The following is a 13,087-nucleotide window of genomic DNA, read 5'->3' as shown; positions in this document are numbered from 1 at the left end:
AAGCATGAATGTTGAAATGCCGCGGTTGAGTTTGGGGTTTTGCCGGAAATTGCCCGTATTGGCACGGCGGCTCATCCGGATGCCCGCAAGCTCCAGGCCAGGGACCATTGCGTGACCACCTCAGGAGACTGGACCCCGCCGACACGCGCCGCCCTCGGGCTGCCGGGCGCGCAGGCTTGGCCTGGTCATGGCGCGAGGCTCGGGAGAACGTGCCGCAAAGGCCGAAGGGCGGGAACGACGGAGATCCGTTGGAAGAAATCTGGTGCGGTCGAGAAGACTCGAACTTCCACGGGTGTTACCCCACAGCGACCTCAACGCTGCGCGTCTACCAATTCCGCCACGACCGCACGCCTTGGCTTGGTAGGGCGGCGTATAGACGCTCCGGCGTTTGATGTGAAGAGGCAAAAACACATCGGATTGATTTCCGGATGCGCGGGCATATCTGCTAGTCTCACCTGGCGTGGAAATCCTGGAAGGAGACCCGAAAGATGGCCGAGTCGCAAAACCGGATCGTCGGGATCGATGTGGTCTCGGATGTGGTCTGCCCGTGGTGCATCGTCGGATTCAAGCAGCTGGAACAAGCGCTTGCCCGGGCGGATGTCTTGGCCCGGCTGCGCTGGCACCCGTTCGAGCTGAACCCCGCCAAGGGGCCCGAGGGGCAGAACCTGCGCGAGCACATCATGGAAAAGTACGGAACGACGGCCGAACAGAGCCAGCAGGCCCGCGACAGGCTGACGGCAATCGGTGCGGATCTGGGATTTGCCTTCAACTTCGATGACGACAGCCGCATCGTGAACACCTTTCAGGCGCATCAGCTTCTCGATTGGGCCGAGGGGCACGAGCGCCAGCACCCGTTGAAGCTGGCCCTGTTCACGGCCTATTTCACCGACCGCAAGGACGTGTCCGACACCGAAGTTCTGGTCGCGGCCGCGCAGTCGGCGGGGCTGGACCCCGAGGCCGCACGTGCGGCGCTGACCTCGGGCGCCCATGCAGCGCCTGTGCGCGAAAAACAGGCGTTCTGGACCAGCCGCGGCATTTCCGGCGTCCCGGCCATGGTGTTCGGCGGCAAATACCTCGTGACCGGCGCGCAGGGCGTCGAAACCTATGCGCAGATCGTCGAGCGGTGCCTGGCCGAGGCCGCATGACATCGCCCCTTTCCCCGCCGCGCGCCCCGGGCTATGCAGGCCCCATGGAATGGAAGATCTCGGACGGCCTGACCGACTATGACGCGGCCGTGGCCTTCATGGAACAACATGTGGCCGCCATCGCCGCGGGCGAGGCCGCGGAATGCATCTGGCTGCTGGAACACCCGCCGCTCTACACGGCGGGGACATCGGCGCGGCGCGAGGATCTGACCGATCCCGACCGGTTCCCGGTGCACCAGAGCAAACGCGGCGGTCAGTACACCTATCACGGCCCCGGCCAGCGGGTGGTCTATGTCATGCTTGACGTGGGGCGGCGCGGGCACGACGTGCGCCGGTTCGTGAAACAGCTTGAAACCTGGGTCATCGCGGCGCTGGCCGAATTCAACGTGCGCGGCGAACTCCGCGACGGGCGGGTCGGCGTCTGGGTCCGGCGCGAGGACAAGCCGCGCACCGCCTCGGGACAGGTTGCCGAGGACAAGATCGCCGCGATCGGCATCCGGCTGCGCAAATGGATCAGCTTTCACGGCCTTTCCATCAACGTGGAACCGGATCTGGACCATTTCTCGGGGATCGTGCCTTGCGGCATCTCCGAGCACGGCGTGACCTCGCTGGTCGATCTGGGCCTGCCGGTCACGATGGCGGATGTGGACGTGGCGCTGAAACGCACCTTCGATGCGGTTTTCGAGACTGCGGCAGACGGCGAGGTTTCGGGCCGCCGCTCCGCCTGACGGCGCCGCCCGCCAGTGGGCGCGACCGGCGGACCCGAGCGGCGGCGGCGGCCGCACAGAGCCCGCTCCGAGAACAATCCTGTCGAATGATGCGATATGTTTCCAATTCAAGTGGCCAATGCGCAGGATGATGCAGGTTTTCCTTACCTTTTAAACCATTTTTGCAGAATCCCCATGCAGCCGGCGGCCAAATAGCGTACACAGGAATCACCATTCTCAGAGTGAGTGGTATGTTAAACCGGGAAACTCGACGAATATCTGAGTTGACCGATCGGTGTGATTGGTACGAGTCTGCCGCTCCGACCCAAATCGGAGCGGCAATTCGCTTCGGGACCGAAAACTCTCAGTCATGTCCAAAGCGCCGCGGCTCGTCGCAGGCCTGTGCGGCGCTTTCCAGTTCCAGCGTCGCGTGGCCAATTCCGAACCGAGCGTCGAGTTCCGCCTTGACCCTGGCCTTCACGCTGTCGGCCCGATCCCACTGGCCCGGCTCCACGACCAGATGCGCGGCCAGGGCGGGATCGCGTTCCTGCATGCTCCAGAGGTGAACGTGGTGGACCTGCCGCACGCCGTCCACCGCCTCGATGGCGCCGGCGACCTCATCCGGGTCCAGTCCGGGCGGCGCGCCCTGCATCAGGATGCGGATGGTGCCGCCGATCTCGGACTTGACGTGCCACAGGATGTAGGCGGCGATCAGGATCGTCACCATCGGATCCACCCAGGTCCAACCGAACAGGATGACCGCGCAACCCGCGACGATCACCGCGACCGAGCCCAGCGCGTCGGCGACGTTGTGGAGGAAGGCGGCCCGGATGTTCACGCTTTCCCTGGCCATGCGATAGGTCAGCGCCGCCGTGATCAGATCGACGATCAGCGCCAGCGCCGCGATCCAGACCACCATCCAGCCGTTGATCGCTTGCGGTTCGAAAAACCGCATCACGCCCTCGTAGAGGAGATAGACCGACAGCACGACCAGCGTCGTGTAATTGACCAGGGCCGCGATGACCTCGGCCCGGCCATAGCCGAAGCTCATGCGCGCATCCGCCGGCCGCCGCGCGATCCTGCGCGCGGCATAGGCGATGATCAGCGCGATGGCGTCCGAAAAGTTGTGCAGCGCGTCGGCGATCAGCGCGAGAGAGCCGGACAGAAGACCGCCGACCACTTGGGCCAGCGTCAGAAGGGCGTTGACCGCGATGGCCCAGGCCACGCGCGCGTCCCCGGCCCTGGGGTCGGTCAGGTGCGGATGGTCATGCGGCATCCGGCGGGCCCTTGCCGGCGGCGGCCCGGCCGGCCCTCATGCAAGCGCCGCGCGGATCTTGTCGGCATGGGCCGCGATCGCGTCCATGTCGCCCATCTGTCCCGGCGGGCGCAGCCGGTCGCCTTCGTGGCGCGGCAGGATGTGGAAATGCAGGTGAAACACCTCCTGCCCGCCCGCGGCCTCGTTGAACTGCTGCACCGTAACCCCTTGAGCGCCAAAGGCTTTCATGACCGCGCGGCCCATCTTTTGCACCGTGCGCATGACCGCGGCCATCTGCTCGGGCGAGGCGTCCAGCAGGTTGCGGCAGGGGGTCTTCGGGATCACCAGCAGATGCCCGTCGGCGCGGGGCATGATGTCCATGAACGCAAGCGTGTCGTCGTCTTCGTAGACGCGGGTCGAGGGGATCTCGCCGCGCAGGATCCTGGCGAAGACGTTGTCGGGATCGTAGTCCATGTGGGGCATCCGTTCTGTCAGGGCTGTCGCGAGAGTTGTGGGCCAGCCGCCCCGCCGGGTCAACCCGCAGGTTTGAGCTGTGAATTGTCCGTTTCGTACCGTGGATTTGGGGGGAGATGACCGTTTTGTACATGTGTTTTCGGTCGGGGTTCGCGGGGAATGCCCCGCTTGGCGGGCGCTTTGCACGCTCCATTTCCGGAGGCAGAAGCACGATGGGATCGAACTGCCTCGCAGGCATTCGTTAGTCGGGCGGATTGCGGTTTAAGTCTACCAGAACCAAACTTCGGTAGTGCGGGACAAAGTGAGCTTTCGCTGCGGTTGCGCCAATGGCGGCTATCATTGAACGACGTGCGCTTCTGCCTTCATCCAATCCGCAAATGCCCGCACCTTGCGCCCCATCTCAGATGCAGCCGTCACTATATGTATGCCTTGCGAGCGTTCGACGCTGATTTCCGACAAGCAAACCAGACGACCGGCCCTTTCGTCCACACTGGTCATACGCCAATCGGCAAGGATGACTGCCTGACCTGAAAGAGCGCTATCAAACATGAATGCGCGGCTATCATGCTGATGGGGGGCCATGTGCTGCGCCAATGCACTTCCGATTGCCTCTGCCCAGGCAGTCCAATCATCCGGCCAGTTCTTCGCAGAGGCCAACGGAAGGCTCAGGATGTCATCGGGTGCAAGCGGCAAGGTGCGTCCTTCGACCAGTTGCGGTGCGCAAACCGGCCGAAGCGTGTCGCGGAAAACAAGCTCGGCCGTCGTGCCGTCCCACGTCCCATCCCCGTACCGAACCGCAGCATCAAATCCGTCCTTCGCCAAATCGACATAGTCGAACGACAAGACCGGCTGCACGACGATCTCTGGATACTGCGCGCTGAATCGTTCCAGCCGGGGCAACAGCCATCGGTTCCCAAAGAAGGGCGCGACTGAGATTTTCAACGGCCCTGACAGGCTGTTGCTGAAGGCTGGGGCAACGGCTGCTTCGATCCGATCCAAGGCGTCTCCGACATCTTTAGCCAACCGCCGCCCCTGTTCGGTCAGGGTGATCTGCCGCACACCGCGATGAAACAATGTCACTTCGAGATAGCTTTCGAGCGCGCGGATTTGATGACCCACGGCGGCGGGTGTCACGCACAGCTCATCGGCACCCTTCTTGATGCTCTGATGCCGCGCAGCAGCCTCGAACGCGCGAAGCTGATTGAGAGACGGTAAGCGCCTGGCCATGATCTGATCACACCGTAGAAAATCTAACCCATGTCGCAAAGTATGATCGTTTGTGCGAATTAGCCAGCCCCACCTAGCCTGCCTGTATCGATCAGAATTTTGACAGAGGACAAGCACATGGCGATCCCGACCCTGCCGCACCAGACGACCGATCTGTTTCTGACGGACGGCGGCACCGAAACCTGGCTGATGTACAAGCGAGGCTTCGAACTGGAAGAATTCGCGGCCTTCCATTTGCTGCATGACCCAAAAGCCAGAGCGGCCCTGCACGAGTATTACCGCACCTTTGCCGAGATCGCGGTGCAACATGGCGCAAGCTTCATCTTCGACAGCCTGACCTACCGCGCCAGCCGCGACTGGGGGCGGTTGCTCGGTTATGATGATGACCGCTTGGCCGAGATGAACCACGCCTGTTTCGAGCTTTACCGAGACGCGGCCCACGCCGCTGGTCTGCCTAACGCAAAGACGGTGATCAGCGGGTGCATCGGGCCAAAAGGCGATGCGTACAAACTGGATCAGGCGCTGACTGCCGAAGGCGCCGAAACCTACCACAGCGAGCAAATCGCGACCTTCAAGGCCGGAGGCGCGCACATCGTCACTGCCCTAACACTCAACACCACGGCAGAGGCCATCGGGATTGCTCGCGCGGCGCAGTCGGCAGGCTTACCGTCGGTGATTTCGTTCACCTTGGAAAAAAACCGCTGCCTCCGAAGCGGTGAGAGCTTGCAGGAGGCCATTGAGACCGTCGACTCGCAGACCGGCGCCGCACCTGCCTACTACATGATCAACTGCGCGCACCCGGTCGATTTCGGCCCGGCGCTGAAGCGTGGTGCCTGGTCGGATCGCATTCGCGGATTGCGCGCGAACGCATCAACCCTGGATCACGGCACACTCTGCCAGCTTGGCCACCTTGAAGAGGGCAATCCGGACGAACTTGCTGCTCAATATGCAGATATCCGCAAACAGTTCCCAAGCATGAATGTCTTTGGTGGATGCTGCGGAACGGACTTCGTCCATGTCGATAAGATCGCGACGGCGATACTCTTGCCCGCGTGAGCAAATTCCAGTGCGGACATTAGGACAAAGTGCAGCATTCGCAACTCTGCACTCGAACCCGACGTTTCCGTTATCGCTCGCCCTGCCGCACCGGACCGAACGTCCCCGCCGCGCACGGATGGCAGGTCCGGCATGCTGCGCGCACCGACGCGGACCCGCCTGCGCAGGGCGGAAAACACGCGGGCGCCACCCCCGACTTCAACAGGGGTGCGGCCATTTATCTTGATCCAGATCAAACTCCGCCATTGAAGGCGGGCCTTCCACATTCTAAAACCTGCAGGAATCCCCGCGCGCCGGAGAGGTCCGGCTGCGCGGTTGAGTTGCAACAGGAGGCACCTAAATGGCAGACGCAGCCATTCATGGTCACGAGCATGAAGACCAGCGCGGATTTTTCACCCGATGGTTCATGTCGACCAACCACAAGGATATCGGGATTCTCTACCTGATCTTCTCGGCCATCGCGGGCCTGATCTCGGTCCTGATGACCGTGTACATGCGGCTGGAGCTGATGCATCCGGGCGTGCAGTACATGTGCATGGAAGGGTTCATGGCCGATCCCTGCACCCCCAACGGCCATGTCTGGAACGTGATGATCACCTATCACGGCGTCCTGATGATGTTCTTCGTGGTCATCCCGGCCCTGTTCGGCGGTTTCGGCAACTATTTCATGCCGTTGCAGATCGGCGCGCCGGACATGGCGTTCCCGCGGATGAACAACCTGTCCTTCTGGCTCTATGTGGCCGGCACGTCGCTGGGCGTCGCCTCGATGCTCAGCCCCGGCGGCAACGACCAGCTGGGCTCGGGCGTGGGCTGGGTGCTGTACCCGCCGCTGTCCACGACCGAGGGCGGCATGTCCATGGACCTGGCGATCTTTGCCGTGCACGTATCGGGCGCCTCCTCGATCCTCGGCGCGATCAACATGATCACCACCTTCCTGAACATGCGCGCCCCCGGCATGACCCTGTTCAAGGTGCCGCTGTTTTCCTGGTCGATCTTCGTCACCGCCTGGCTGATCCTGCTGAGCCTGCCGGTGCTGGCCGGCGCCATCACCATGCTGCTGATGGACCGCAATTTCGGCTTCACCTTCTTCGATCCGGCCGGCGGCGGCGATCCGGTGCTGTACCAGCACATCCTGTGGTTCTTCGGCCACCCGGAAGTGTACATCGTGATCCTGCCGGGCTTCGGCATCATCAGCCACGTGATCGCCACCTTCTCGCGCAAGCCGATCTTCGGCTACCTGCCGATGGTCTGGGCGATCATCGCGATCGGGGTGCTGGGCTTTGTCGTGTGGGCGCACCACATGTACACGGTCGGCATGTCGCTGCGCCAGCAGGCCTATTTCATGCTGGCCACGATGGTCATCGCGGTGCCCACGGGCGTCAAGGTGTTCAGTTGGATCGCCACCATGTGGGGCGGCTCGATCGAGTTCAAGACGCCGATGCTGTTCGCCTTCGGCTTCCTGTTCCTGTTCACCGTCGGCGGCGTGACCGGCGTGGTGCTGAGCCAGGCCGCCGTGGACCGGGCCTATCACGACACCTACTATGTGGTGGCGCATTTCCACTATGTGATGAGCTTGGGCGCGGTGTTCGCGATCTTTGCCGGGATCTACTTCTATTTCGGCAAGATGACCGGGCGCCAGTACCCGGAATTCTGGGGCAAGGTCCATTTCTGGACCTTCTTCATCGGCGCCAACCTGACCTTCTTCCCGCAGCACTTCCTGGGCCGTCAGGGCATGCCGCGCCGCTACATCGACTATCCCGAGGCCTTCGCCCTGTGGAACTATGTCTCGTCGATCGGCGCGTTCATCTCCTTCGCCTCGTTCATCCTGTTCTTCGGGATCATGTTCTACGCGCTCACCCGCGGCGCGCGCGTGACCCAGAACAACTACTGGAACGAATACGCGGACACGCTGGAGTGGACCCTGCCCTCGCCGCCGCCCGAGCACACGTTCGAGATCCTGCCCAAGCAGGAGGAGTGGGACAAGGGCCACGCGCACTGATCCCGCCCGGCAGAATGCCTGAAACCCCGCCGTCTGGCGGGGTTTCCTTTTCGTGGGTCACGGTCAAGCAGAGTCGGGATTGCTGCGGGCGTTAAATCCGCCTACGAACGGCTGGGGTGAGGCGGGTTCGAAAACGGCTTGGGGTGGTGTTCCGACGGAACGTATCGAACGAATACGGGAAAGCGACGGTCAGTCAGGCAGGCCGGCATTCCGAAGGCATTCGCAATCCAGTTCCAGTCGCTGCCGGTCGGAATAAAGCTGAGTTTGCTTCCAGGTCGAAATTTTGAAATTTGGCCGAAAAGCCAAAAGGGACTGCGCCGCACTTCTCGCCGCGTCCATCTCACCGATTTCCGCGTATACGATGGCCAGGTCCAAATAGCCGAAGCCCGGAACCATTTCGCTGTATTCCTTGAATGCGGCAATGGCTTCCTCGAAACTGCCGTCCAAACGCTTGGCAAAGCCGAGGACACCCGCGTACCATCCCGGATAATGAGGGTTCAGCGTAATCGCTTGTTGAGCGGCGCGGATTGCCTCCGAAATCCGGCCATTGAAGGCCAGCGTCAGCGACAACCGTGCGGCCACGTCAGCATGGTTTGGATTGAGATCCAGTGCCTTGTCGAACTTCCGTATCGCGTCATCGAGATTGCCCTCGATTGCGTCGGCAAAGGCGTCAACCGCATGGGCTTCCGGATTGTAGTCGTCGATTTCCAAAGCACGTCGCGCGCAGTTCCTGGCTTCTGCAAGAGCCGCCGCCCTGTCATCGGCAAAACCATGTCGCGCTTCCACGGTGCAAATGAAACCCAGGGTGCAGAGCGGTGCGGAGTAGGTCGGATCCAGAGAGATCGCGCGCTCGGCATGTCGGCGGGCCTCAGCGTAGCTCTCTTTGGTTACCTTTCTCGAACTCTCGACCGCCTTGAGCTGTGACGACCAGGCATCCAGATTCTTCGTTCCAGATCCGCGGAATCGCGCCATCTCGCCTTCAAGCAACTCCACGTGCAATTCGGTCGCGATTCTCAGGGCAATTTCGTCCTGAACCTCAAAGACATCCTCGATGAGCCGATCATATCGGTCTGCCCAAAGATGCATCCCGGTCTTGGCGTCGATCAACTGGGCAGTGATCCGCACCCGATCGCGGCTTTGGCGCACGCTGCCTTCGAGAACAAGATCGAGGCCCTGTTCCAATCCGACCTGTTTGATATCTACGGAACGGCCCTTGTAGACGAAGGTGGAATTGCGGGCGACGACCAACAGGTTCGGCAGCTTTGCAAGGGTTGTGATGATCTCTTCCGTGATCCCGTCGGCAAAAAACTCCTGGTCGGGATCGGAAGAATGATTGTCGAAAGGCAGCACACCGATCAGAAGGGACTGGGTGTGCGATGAGGGCGCGATGCGTGGCGGCGGGGCTTCCGGCGGCGCCCACTGAAACACCGAGACCGGGGTGGCCACGTTCTTCAGGTTTCGTTCGGCCGCCTTGCGAAAAACCTCTGCAAGCCGATCGTCTATGCTCTGCTGAACCACATCGGAAATCAAAACCGTTCCCGGGTCGGCCGAATTCTGAATACGCGAGGCGAGATTGACGCCGTCCCCGTAGATATCCTCTTCTTCAAACGCGATATCGCCCAAATGCACGCCGATCCGGAGTTGAAGCGCAGATTGCCGCAATACACCGGTCTGAATATCGAGGGCGCAACGCACCGCATCCGAGACTGCATCGAATTCCACGAGCCAGCCATCGCCCATACGCTTGATGACGTTTCCCCGGTGATCGGACACAAGTGGCTCGAACACCTCTTTGCGCAACTTGCGAAGTTCCGCAAGGGTCTGGGTCTCGTCAGACTTCATCTGCCCCGAGTAATTCACGATGTCAGCAGAAAGTATCGCGGCGAGTCTTCTTGTAGGCTTCATCGAATTTCAAAATCCAGCTCGGGGCCTGAACAGATTACAAAGCGTGCACATTCCCTCAACGCAGCCAACTCTAGCACTGAATTGCGGCAGAGGTCAGCTTTGTCCGCATTGCAGTCATTGATCGTTCGCCAAAACGGCCCGCGCGTCGCGCGGCGGGAACGTGTCGGAGTTGTGCATTGGCTTGTGCCTGCCCCGTTCATGCGGACGCGCGGCCGCCCGCGGAATCGCCAGGTCGGGCAAAATCGGCTATGCTTGGCGGGGTTTGTCCTGCGCCTCAGGAGTTGTGCCGATGCCCGAGATCGATTTCTGGTATTCCATTGGCAGCACCTACACGTTCCTGACCGTGATGCGCCTGCCGGACTGGTGCAAGGCGCATGACGCCACGGTGCGCTGGCGCCCGTTCAACGTGCGCAGGGTGATGACCGAGCAGAACAACATCCCCTTTGCGGGCAAGCCGGCCAAATCGGCCTATATGTGGCGCGACATCGAGCGCCGCGCCGCCAAATACGGCCTGCACGCCCGTCTGCCCGCGCCCTATCCGATCTCGGACCTGGCGCTGGCCAACCAGATCGCCCTGCTGGGCATGGCCGAGGGATGGGGCGAGAGCTTTACCCGCAACCTCTATCGCATCTGGTTCGAGACCGGCGTCGAGGCCGGCAGCGAGGCGGCGCTGTCCGAGGCGCTCCATCGCAGCGATCAGGATCCTCTGCCGGTGCTGGCGCGGGCACGCGAAGCCGCAGCGGTCCGCGCGCTGGACGACGCGACCGAGGCCGCCATGGCGGCGGGGGTGTTCGGCGCGCCGAGCTTTGTCGTGCGGGGCGAGCTGTTCTGGGGCGACGACCGGCTGGACGACGCCTTTTCCTGGGCGCGGGTCGGTCACGTGGTCTGACGGGTCCGGGCCGGAATCCGGCTCGACGCGCGCCGCCGCGCTGCTATCATTCGGACATGCCCTATCGTTGGAAGGACAGTTCGGATTCGGTGCAGGAACTGCACCTGTGGCCCCACAACTCGCTGCCGCCGCGCGGCGCGATGGCGGTGGTGCTGAGCGTGTTCGGCCTCGGGCTCGTGCCGCTGCTGGCGATGTTGGGTTCGGTCCTGCTGTGGGGGCTGCTGCCGTTCCTGCTGCTGGTCGTGCTGGGCCTCTGGCTGGCGCTGGAGGTGAACTACCGGCAGCGGCGGCTGATCGAGGTGCTGACCCTGACCGGCAGCCAGGCGCATCTGGTGCGGCACAATCCGCGCGGCGGCACCCAGGAGTGGCAGTGCAACCGCTATTGGGCGCGTCCGGAGATGCACGAAAGCGGCGGCCCGGTGCCGCATTACATCACGCTCAAGGGCGGCGACCGGGAGGTGGAGATCGGCGCGTTCCTGTCCGAGGACGAACGCATCGCGCTCTATGACGAGCTGTTGCGCCGGCTGAACGGACGGCAGACCGCCTGACGGTCGTTTCCGGCGCCCGGTTCAGCAGTCGCCGTTGGACGCCGCGCAGAGCTGATCCTTGACCATGCCGCCCACCTTGCCGAAATCCATCTGGCCGGTATGACGCGCCTTGAGCTCGCCCATGACCTTGCCCATGTCGCGGATCGACCCGGCCCCGGTGGCGGCGATGGCCTTGGAGATGGCCTCGGCCACCTCCTCGTCGTCGAGCTGCCGCGGCAGGAATTCCTCGATCACGGCGATTTCCTGACGCTCGCGCTCGGCAAGATCGAGCCGCCCGCCCTCTTCATAGGCGCGCGCGCTTTCCTTGCGCTGCTTGGTCATTTTCCCTAGAATTTCAAGAACTTCCGTGTCGCCGCAGCCCTGCGATTCCTCGTTGCCGCCACCCCGGGCGGCGATGTCGCGGTCCTTGATGGCGGCGTTGATCAGCCGCAGCGTCGACAGCCGGTCGGCGGCCTTGTCCTTCATAGCTTGCTTCAGGGCGGTGTTCACCCGTGTTCGCATGTCCATTTGTTCTGCCCATCCCCATGGATCCGGAAACCCGACCATATAAAAACATAAAGAATGAGACAACAGGAGTCATATAGTGCTAACCCCTTGAAAAACAAGGATGCCGGAAATTTGAACGGGCTTGACCCCACGGCGCTTCACCCTTAGGAATGCGCCGATTTACCCTGCAGGAGAGTCGCGCCATGGCCCAGTCCGCCACGTCCAAGCCCACCGCCTGCCTGGCCCTGGCCGATGGCACGCTGTTTTTCGGTCACGGGTTCGGGGCGACGGGCCAGACGGTTGCCGAACTCTGCTTCAACACCGCGATGACCGGCTATCAGGAGATCATGACCGACCCCTCCTATGCCGGGCAGATCGTGACCTTCACCTTTCCGCATGTGGGCAATGTCGGGGTGAATCCCGACGATGACGAAACCGCCGATCCGGTCGCCGAGGGCATGGTGGTGAAATGGGATCCCACCGCGCCGTCGAACTGGCGTGCGGCCGAGGATCTGCGGGCCTGGCTGGAGCGCCGCGGGCGCATCGCCATCGGCGGCGTCGATACCCGCCGCCTCACCCGCGAGATCCGGCAGCAGGGCGCCCCGCATGTGGCGCTGGCCCATGACCCCGAGGGCAATTTCGACATCGAGGCGCTGGTGGCCGCCGCCCGCGGGTTCGCCGGGCTGGAAGGGATGGACCTCGCCAAGAAAGTCACCTGCGCGCAGAGCTATCGCTGGGACGAAATGCGCTGGGCCTGGCCCGACGGATACCCGCGGCAGGACGCGCCCCGGAACAAGGTCGTGGCGCTGGACTATGGCGCGAAACGCAACATCCTGCGCTGTCTGGCCTCGGCGGGATGCGACGTGACGGTGCTGCCGGCGACGGCGACGGCGGCCGAGGTTCTGGCCCACGGCCCGGACGGCGTGTTCCTGTCGAACGGGCCGGGCGATCCGGCGGCGACCGGCGAATATGCGGTTCCGATGATCCGCGAGATTCTGGACGGCACCGATCTGCCGGTCTTCGGCATCTGCCTGGGACATCAGATGCTGGCGCTGGCGCTTGGCGGCAGGACCGTCAAGATGAACCACGGCCACCACGGCGCCAACCACCCGGTGAAGGATCTGGAGACCGGCAAGGTCGAGATCACCTCGATGAACCACGGGTTCGCGGTGGACGCCCAGAGCCTGCCCGACGGCGTGATCGAGACGCATCGCTCGTTGTTCGACGGGTCCAACTGCGGCATCCGCATGACGGAGCGGCCGGTCTATTCGGTGCAGTATCATCCCGAAGCCTCGCCCGGACCGCAGGACAGCTTCTACCTGTTCGAACGGTTCGCCGCCGCCATGGAGGCCCGCAAGACCGCGGCCTGACGCGCGGCGCGGTGCGCTTAACCGCC

General features: G+C 62.9%; 12 protein-coding genes and 1 tRNA gene. 7 read left to right on the top strand and 6 right to left on the bottom strand.

Annotated features, from left to right (window positions below; genetic code table 11):
* Positions 1–260: 260 nt before the first annotated feature.
* Positions 261–347, bottom strand: a tRNA-Leu gene (locus tag AC2FNJ_RS07690).
* A 141-nt stretch (positions 348–488) separates the two neighbouring features.
* Here AC2FNJ_RS07690 and AC2FNJ_RS07685 point away from each other — a divergent pair.
* Both AC2FNJ_RS07685 and lipB read left to right on the top strand, forming a co-directional pair.
* Positions 489–1,145 (top strand): DsbA family oxidoreductase, encoded by a 657-nt coding sequence (locus AC2FNJ_RS07685; protein WP_496763633.1) that lies wholly within the window; start codon positions 489–491, stop codon positions 1,143–1,145.
* 44 nt (positions 1,146–1,189) lie between these two features.
* Complete coding sequence (gene lipB / locus AC2FNJ_RS07680; protein WP_496763694.1) at positions 1,190–1,873, top strand: lipoyl(octanoyl) transferase LipB; 684 nt, start codon at positions 1,190–1,192, stop codon at positions 1,871–1,873.
* 343 nt (positions 1,874–2,216) lie between these two features.
* Here lipB and AC2FNJ_RS07675 read toward each other — a convergent pair whose 3' ends face one another.
* The 3 genes from AC2FNJ_RS07675 to AC2FNJ_RS07665 form a co-directional block, all read right to left on the bottom strand.
* The gene (locus tag AC2FNJ_RS07675) at positions 2,217–3,128 is read right to left on the bottom strand and encodes a cation diffusion facilitator family transporter (protein WP_496763632.1); all 912 of its coding nucleotides are present in this window, start codon (positions 3,126–3,128) and stop codon (positions 2,217–2,219) included.
* A 36-nt stretch (positions 3,129–3,164) separates the two neighbouring features.
* The gene (locus AC2FNJ_RS07670) at positions 3,165–3,581 is read right to left on the bottom strand and encodes an HIT family protein (RefSeq protein ID WP_496763631.1); all 417 of its coding nucleotides are present in this window, start codon (positions 3,579–3,581) and stop codon (positions 3,165–3,167) included.
* A 336-nt stretch (positions 3,582–3,917) separates the two neighbouring features.
* Complete coding sequence (locus AC2FNJ_RS07665) at positions 3,918–4,808, bottom strand: LysR substrate-binding domain-containing protein (protein ID WP_496763630.1); 891 nt, start codon at positions 4,806–4,808, stop codon at positions 3,918–3,920.
* A 117-nt stretch (positions 4,809–4,925) separates the two neighbouring features.
* Between AC2FNJ_RS07665 and AC2FNJ_RS07660 the strand changes: the two genes are divergently transcribed.
* Both AC2FNJ_RS07660 and ctaD read left to right on the top strand, forming a co-directional pair.
* Positions 4,926–5,864: a homocysteine S-methyltransferase family protein gene (locus AC2FNJ_RS07660; protein ID WP_496763629.1), complete on the top strand. Its 939-nt coding sequence runs from the start codon at positions 4,926–4,928 to the stop codon at positions 5,862–5,864.
* A gap of 340 nt (positions 5,865–6,204) precedes the next feature.
* Positions 6,205–7,863: a cytochrome c oxidase subunit I gene (gene ctaD / locus AC2FNJ_RS07655; RefSeq protein ID WP_496763628.1), complete on the top strand. Its 1,659-nt coding sequence runs from the start codon at positions 6,205–6,207 to the stop codon at positions 7,861–7,863.
* A 189-nt stretch (positions 7,864–8,052) separates the two neighbouring features.
* Here ctaD and AC2FNJ_RS07650 read toward each other — a convergent pair whose 3' ends face one another.
* Positions 8,053–9,768: an adenylate/guanylate cyclase domain-containing protein gene (locus AC2FNJ_RS07650; protein WP_496763627.1), complete on the bottom strand. Its 1,716-nt coding sequence runs from the start codon at positions 9,766–9,768 to the stop codon at positions 8,053–8,055.
* Between the two features lie 289 nt (positions 9,769–10,057).
* Between AC2FNJ_RS07650 and AC2FNJ_RS07645 the strand changes: the two genes are divergently transcribed.
* Together AC2FNJ_RS07645 and AC2FNJ_RS07640 are read left to right on the top strand one after the other, a co-directional pair.
* The gene (locus AC2FNJ_RS07645) at positions 10,058–10,657 is read left to right on the top strand and encodes a 2-hydroxychromene-2-carboxylate isomerase (protein WP_496763626.1); all 600 of its coding nucleotides are present in this window, start codon (positions 10,058–10,060) and stop codon (positions 10,655–10,657) included.
* Between the two features lie 56 nt (positions 10,658–10,713).
* Complete coding sequence (locus tag AC2FNJ_RS07640) at positions 10,714–11,205, top strand: DUF2244 domain-containing protein (RefSeq protein ID WP_496763625.1); 492 nt, start codon at positions 10,714–10,716, stop codon at positions 11,203–11,205.
* Positions 11,206–11,226: 21 nt separating this feature from the next.
* Here the strand turns inward: AC2FNJ_RS07640 and AC2FNJ_RS07635 are convergent, their stop codons facing one another.
* Entirely contained in the window at positions 11,227–11,712 is a 486-nt protein-coding gene (locus AC2FNJ_RS07635; protein ID WP_496763624.1) for a GatB/YqeY domain-containing protein, read from the bottom strand.
* A gap of 182 nt (positions 11,713–11,894) precedes the next feature.
* On the opposite strand from AC2FNJ_RS07635, the gene carA reads away from it, so the two are divergent.
* The gene (carA, locus tag AC2FNJ_RS07630; RefSeq protein WP_496763623.1) at positions 11,895–13,061 is read left to right on the top strand and encodes a glutamine-hydrolyzing carbamoyl-phosphate synthase small subunit; all 1,167 of its coding nucleotides are present in this window, start codon (positions 11,895–11,897) and stop codon (positions 13,059–13,061) included.
* Positions 13,062–13,087: the final 26 nt, after the last annotated feature.

The organism is Ruegeria sp. BHSB196 (assembly GCF_059613135.1).
Note: the sequence above shows the minus strand (reverse complement) of the source record. Positions and strands in the feature narration are given on the sequence as shown.

Bases quoted from the DNA above. Each gene is read 5' to 3' on its own strand.
- ctaD (WP_496763628.1), top strand. From the start codon at position 6,205: ATGGCAGACGCAGCCATTCATGGTCACGAGCATGAAGACCAGCGCGGA.
- AC2FNJ_RS07650 (WP_496763627.1), bottom strand. From the start codon at position 9,768: ATGAAGCCTACAAGAAGACTCGCCGCGATACTTTCTGCTGACATCGTG.
- AC2FNJ_RS07685 (WP_496763633.1), top strand. From the start codon at position 489: ATGGCCGAGTCGCAAAACCGGATCGTCGGGATCGATGTGGTCTCGGAT.
- AC2FNJ_RS07675 (WP_496763632.1), bottom strand. From the start codon at position 3,128: ATGCCGCATGACCATCCGCACCTGACCGACCCCAGGGCCGGGGACGCG.
- AC2FNJ_RS07635 (WP_496763624.1), bottom strand. From the start codon at position 11,712: ATGGACATGCGAACACGGGTGAACACCGCCCTGAAGCAAGCTATGAAG.
- AC2FNJ_RS07640 (WP_496763625.1), top strand. From the start codon at position 10,714: ATGCCCTATCGTTGGAAGGACAGTTCGGATTCGGTGCAGGAACTGCAC.
- AC2FNJ_RS07665 (WP_496763630.1), bottom strand. From the start codon at position 4,808: ATGGCCAGGCGCTTACCGTCTCTCAATCAGCTTCGCGCGTTCGAGGCT.
- AC2FNJ_RS07670 (WP_496763631.1), bottom strand. From the start codon at position 3,581: ATGGACTACGATCCCGACAACGTCTTCGCCAGGATCCTGCGCGGCGAG.
- lipB (WP_496763694.1), top strand. From the start codon at position 1,190: ATGGAATGGAAGATCTCGGACGGCCTGACCGACTATGACGCGGCCGTG.
- carA (WP_496763623.1), top strand. From the start codon at position 11,895: ATGGCCCAGTCCGCCACGTCCAAGCCCACCGCCTGCCTGGCCCTGGCC.
- AC2FNJ_RS07660 (WP_496763629.1), top strand. From the start codon at position 4,926: ATGGCGATCCCGACCCTGCCGCACCAGACGACCGATCTGTTTCTGACG.
- AC2FNJ_RS07645 (WP_496763626.1), top strand. From the start codon at position 10,058: ATGCCCGAGATCGATTTCTGGTATTCCATTGGCAGCACCTACACGTTC.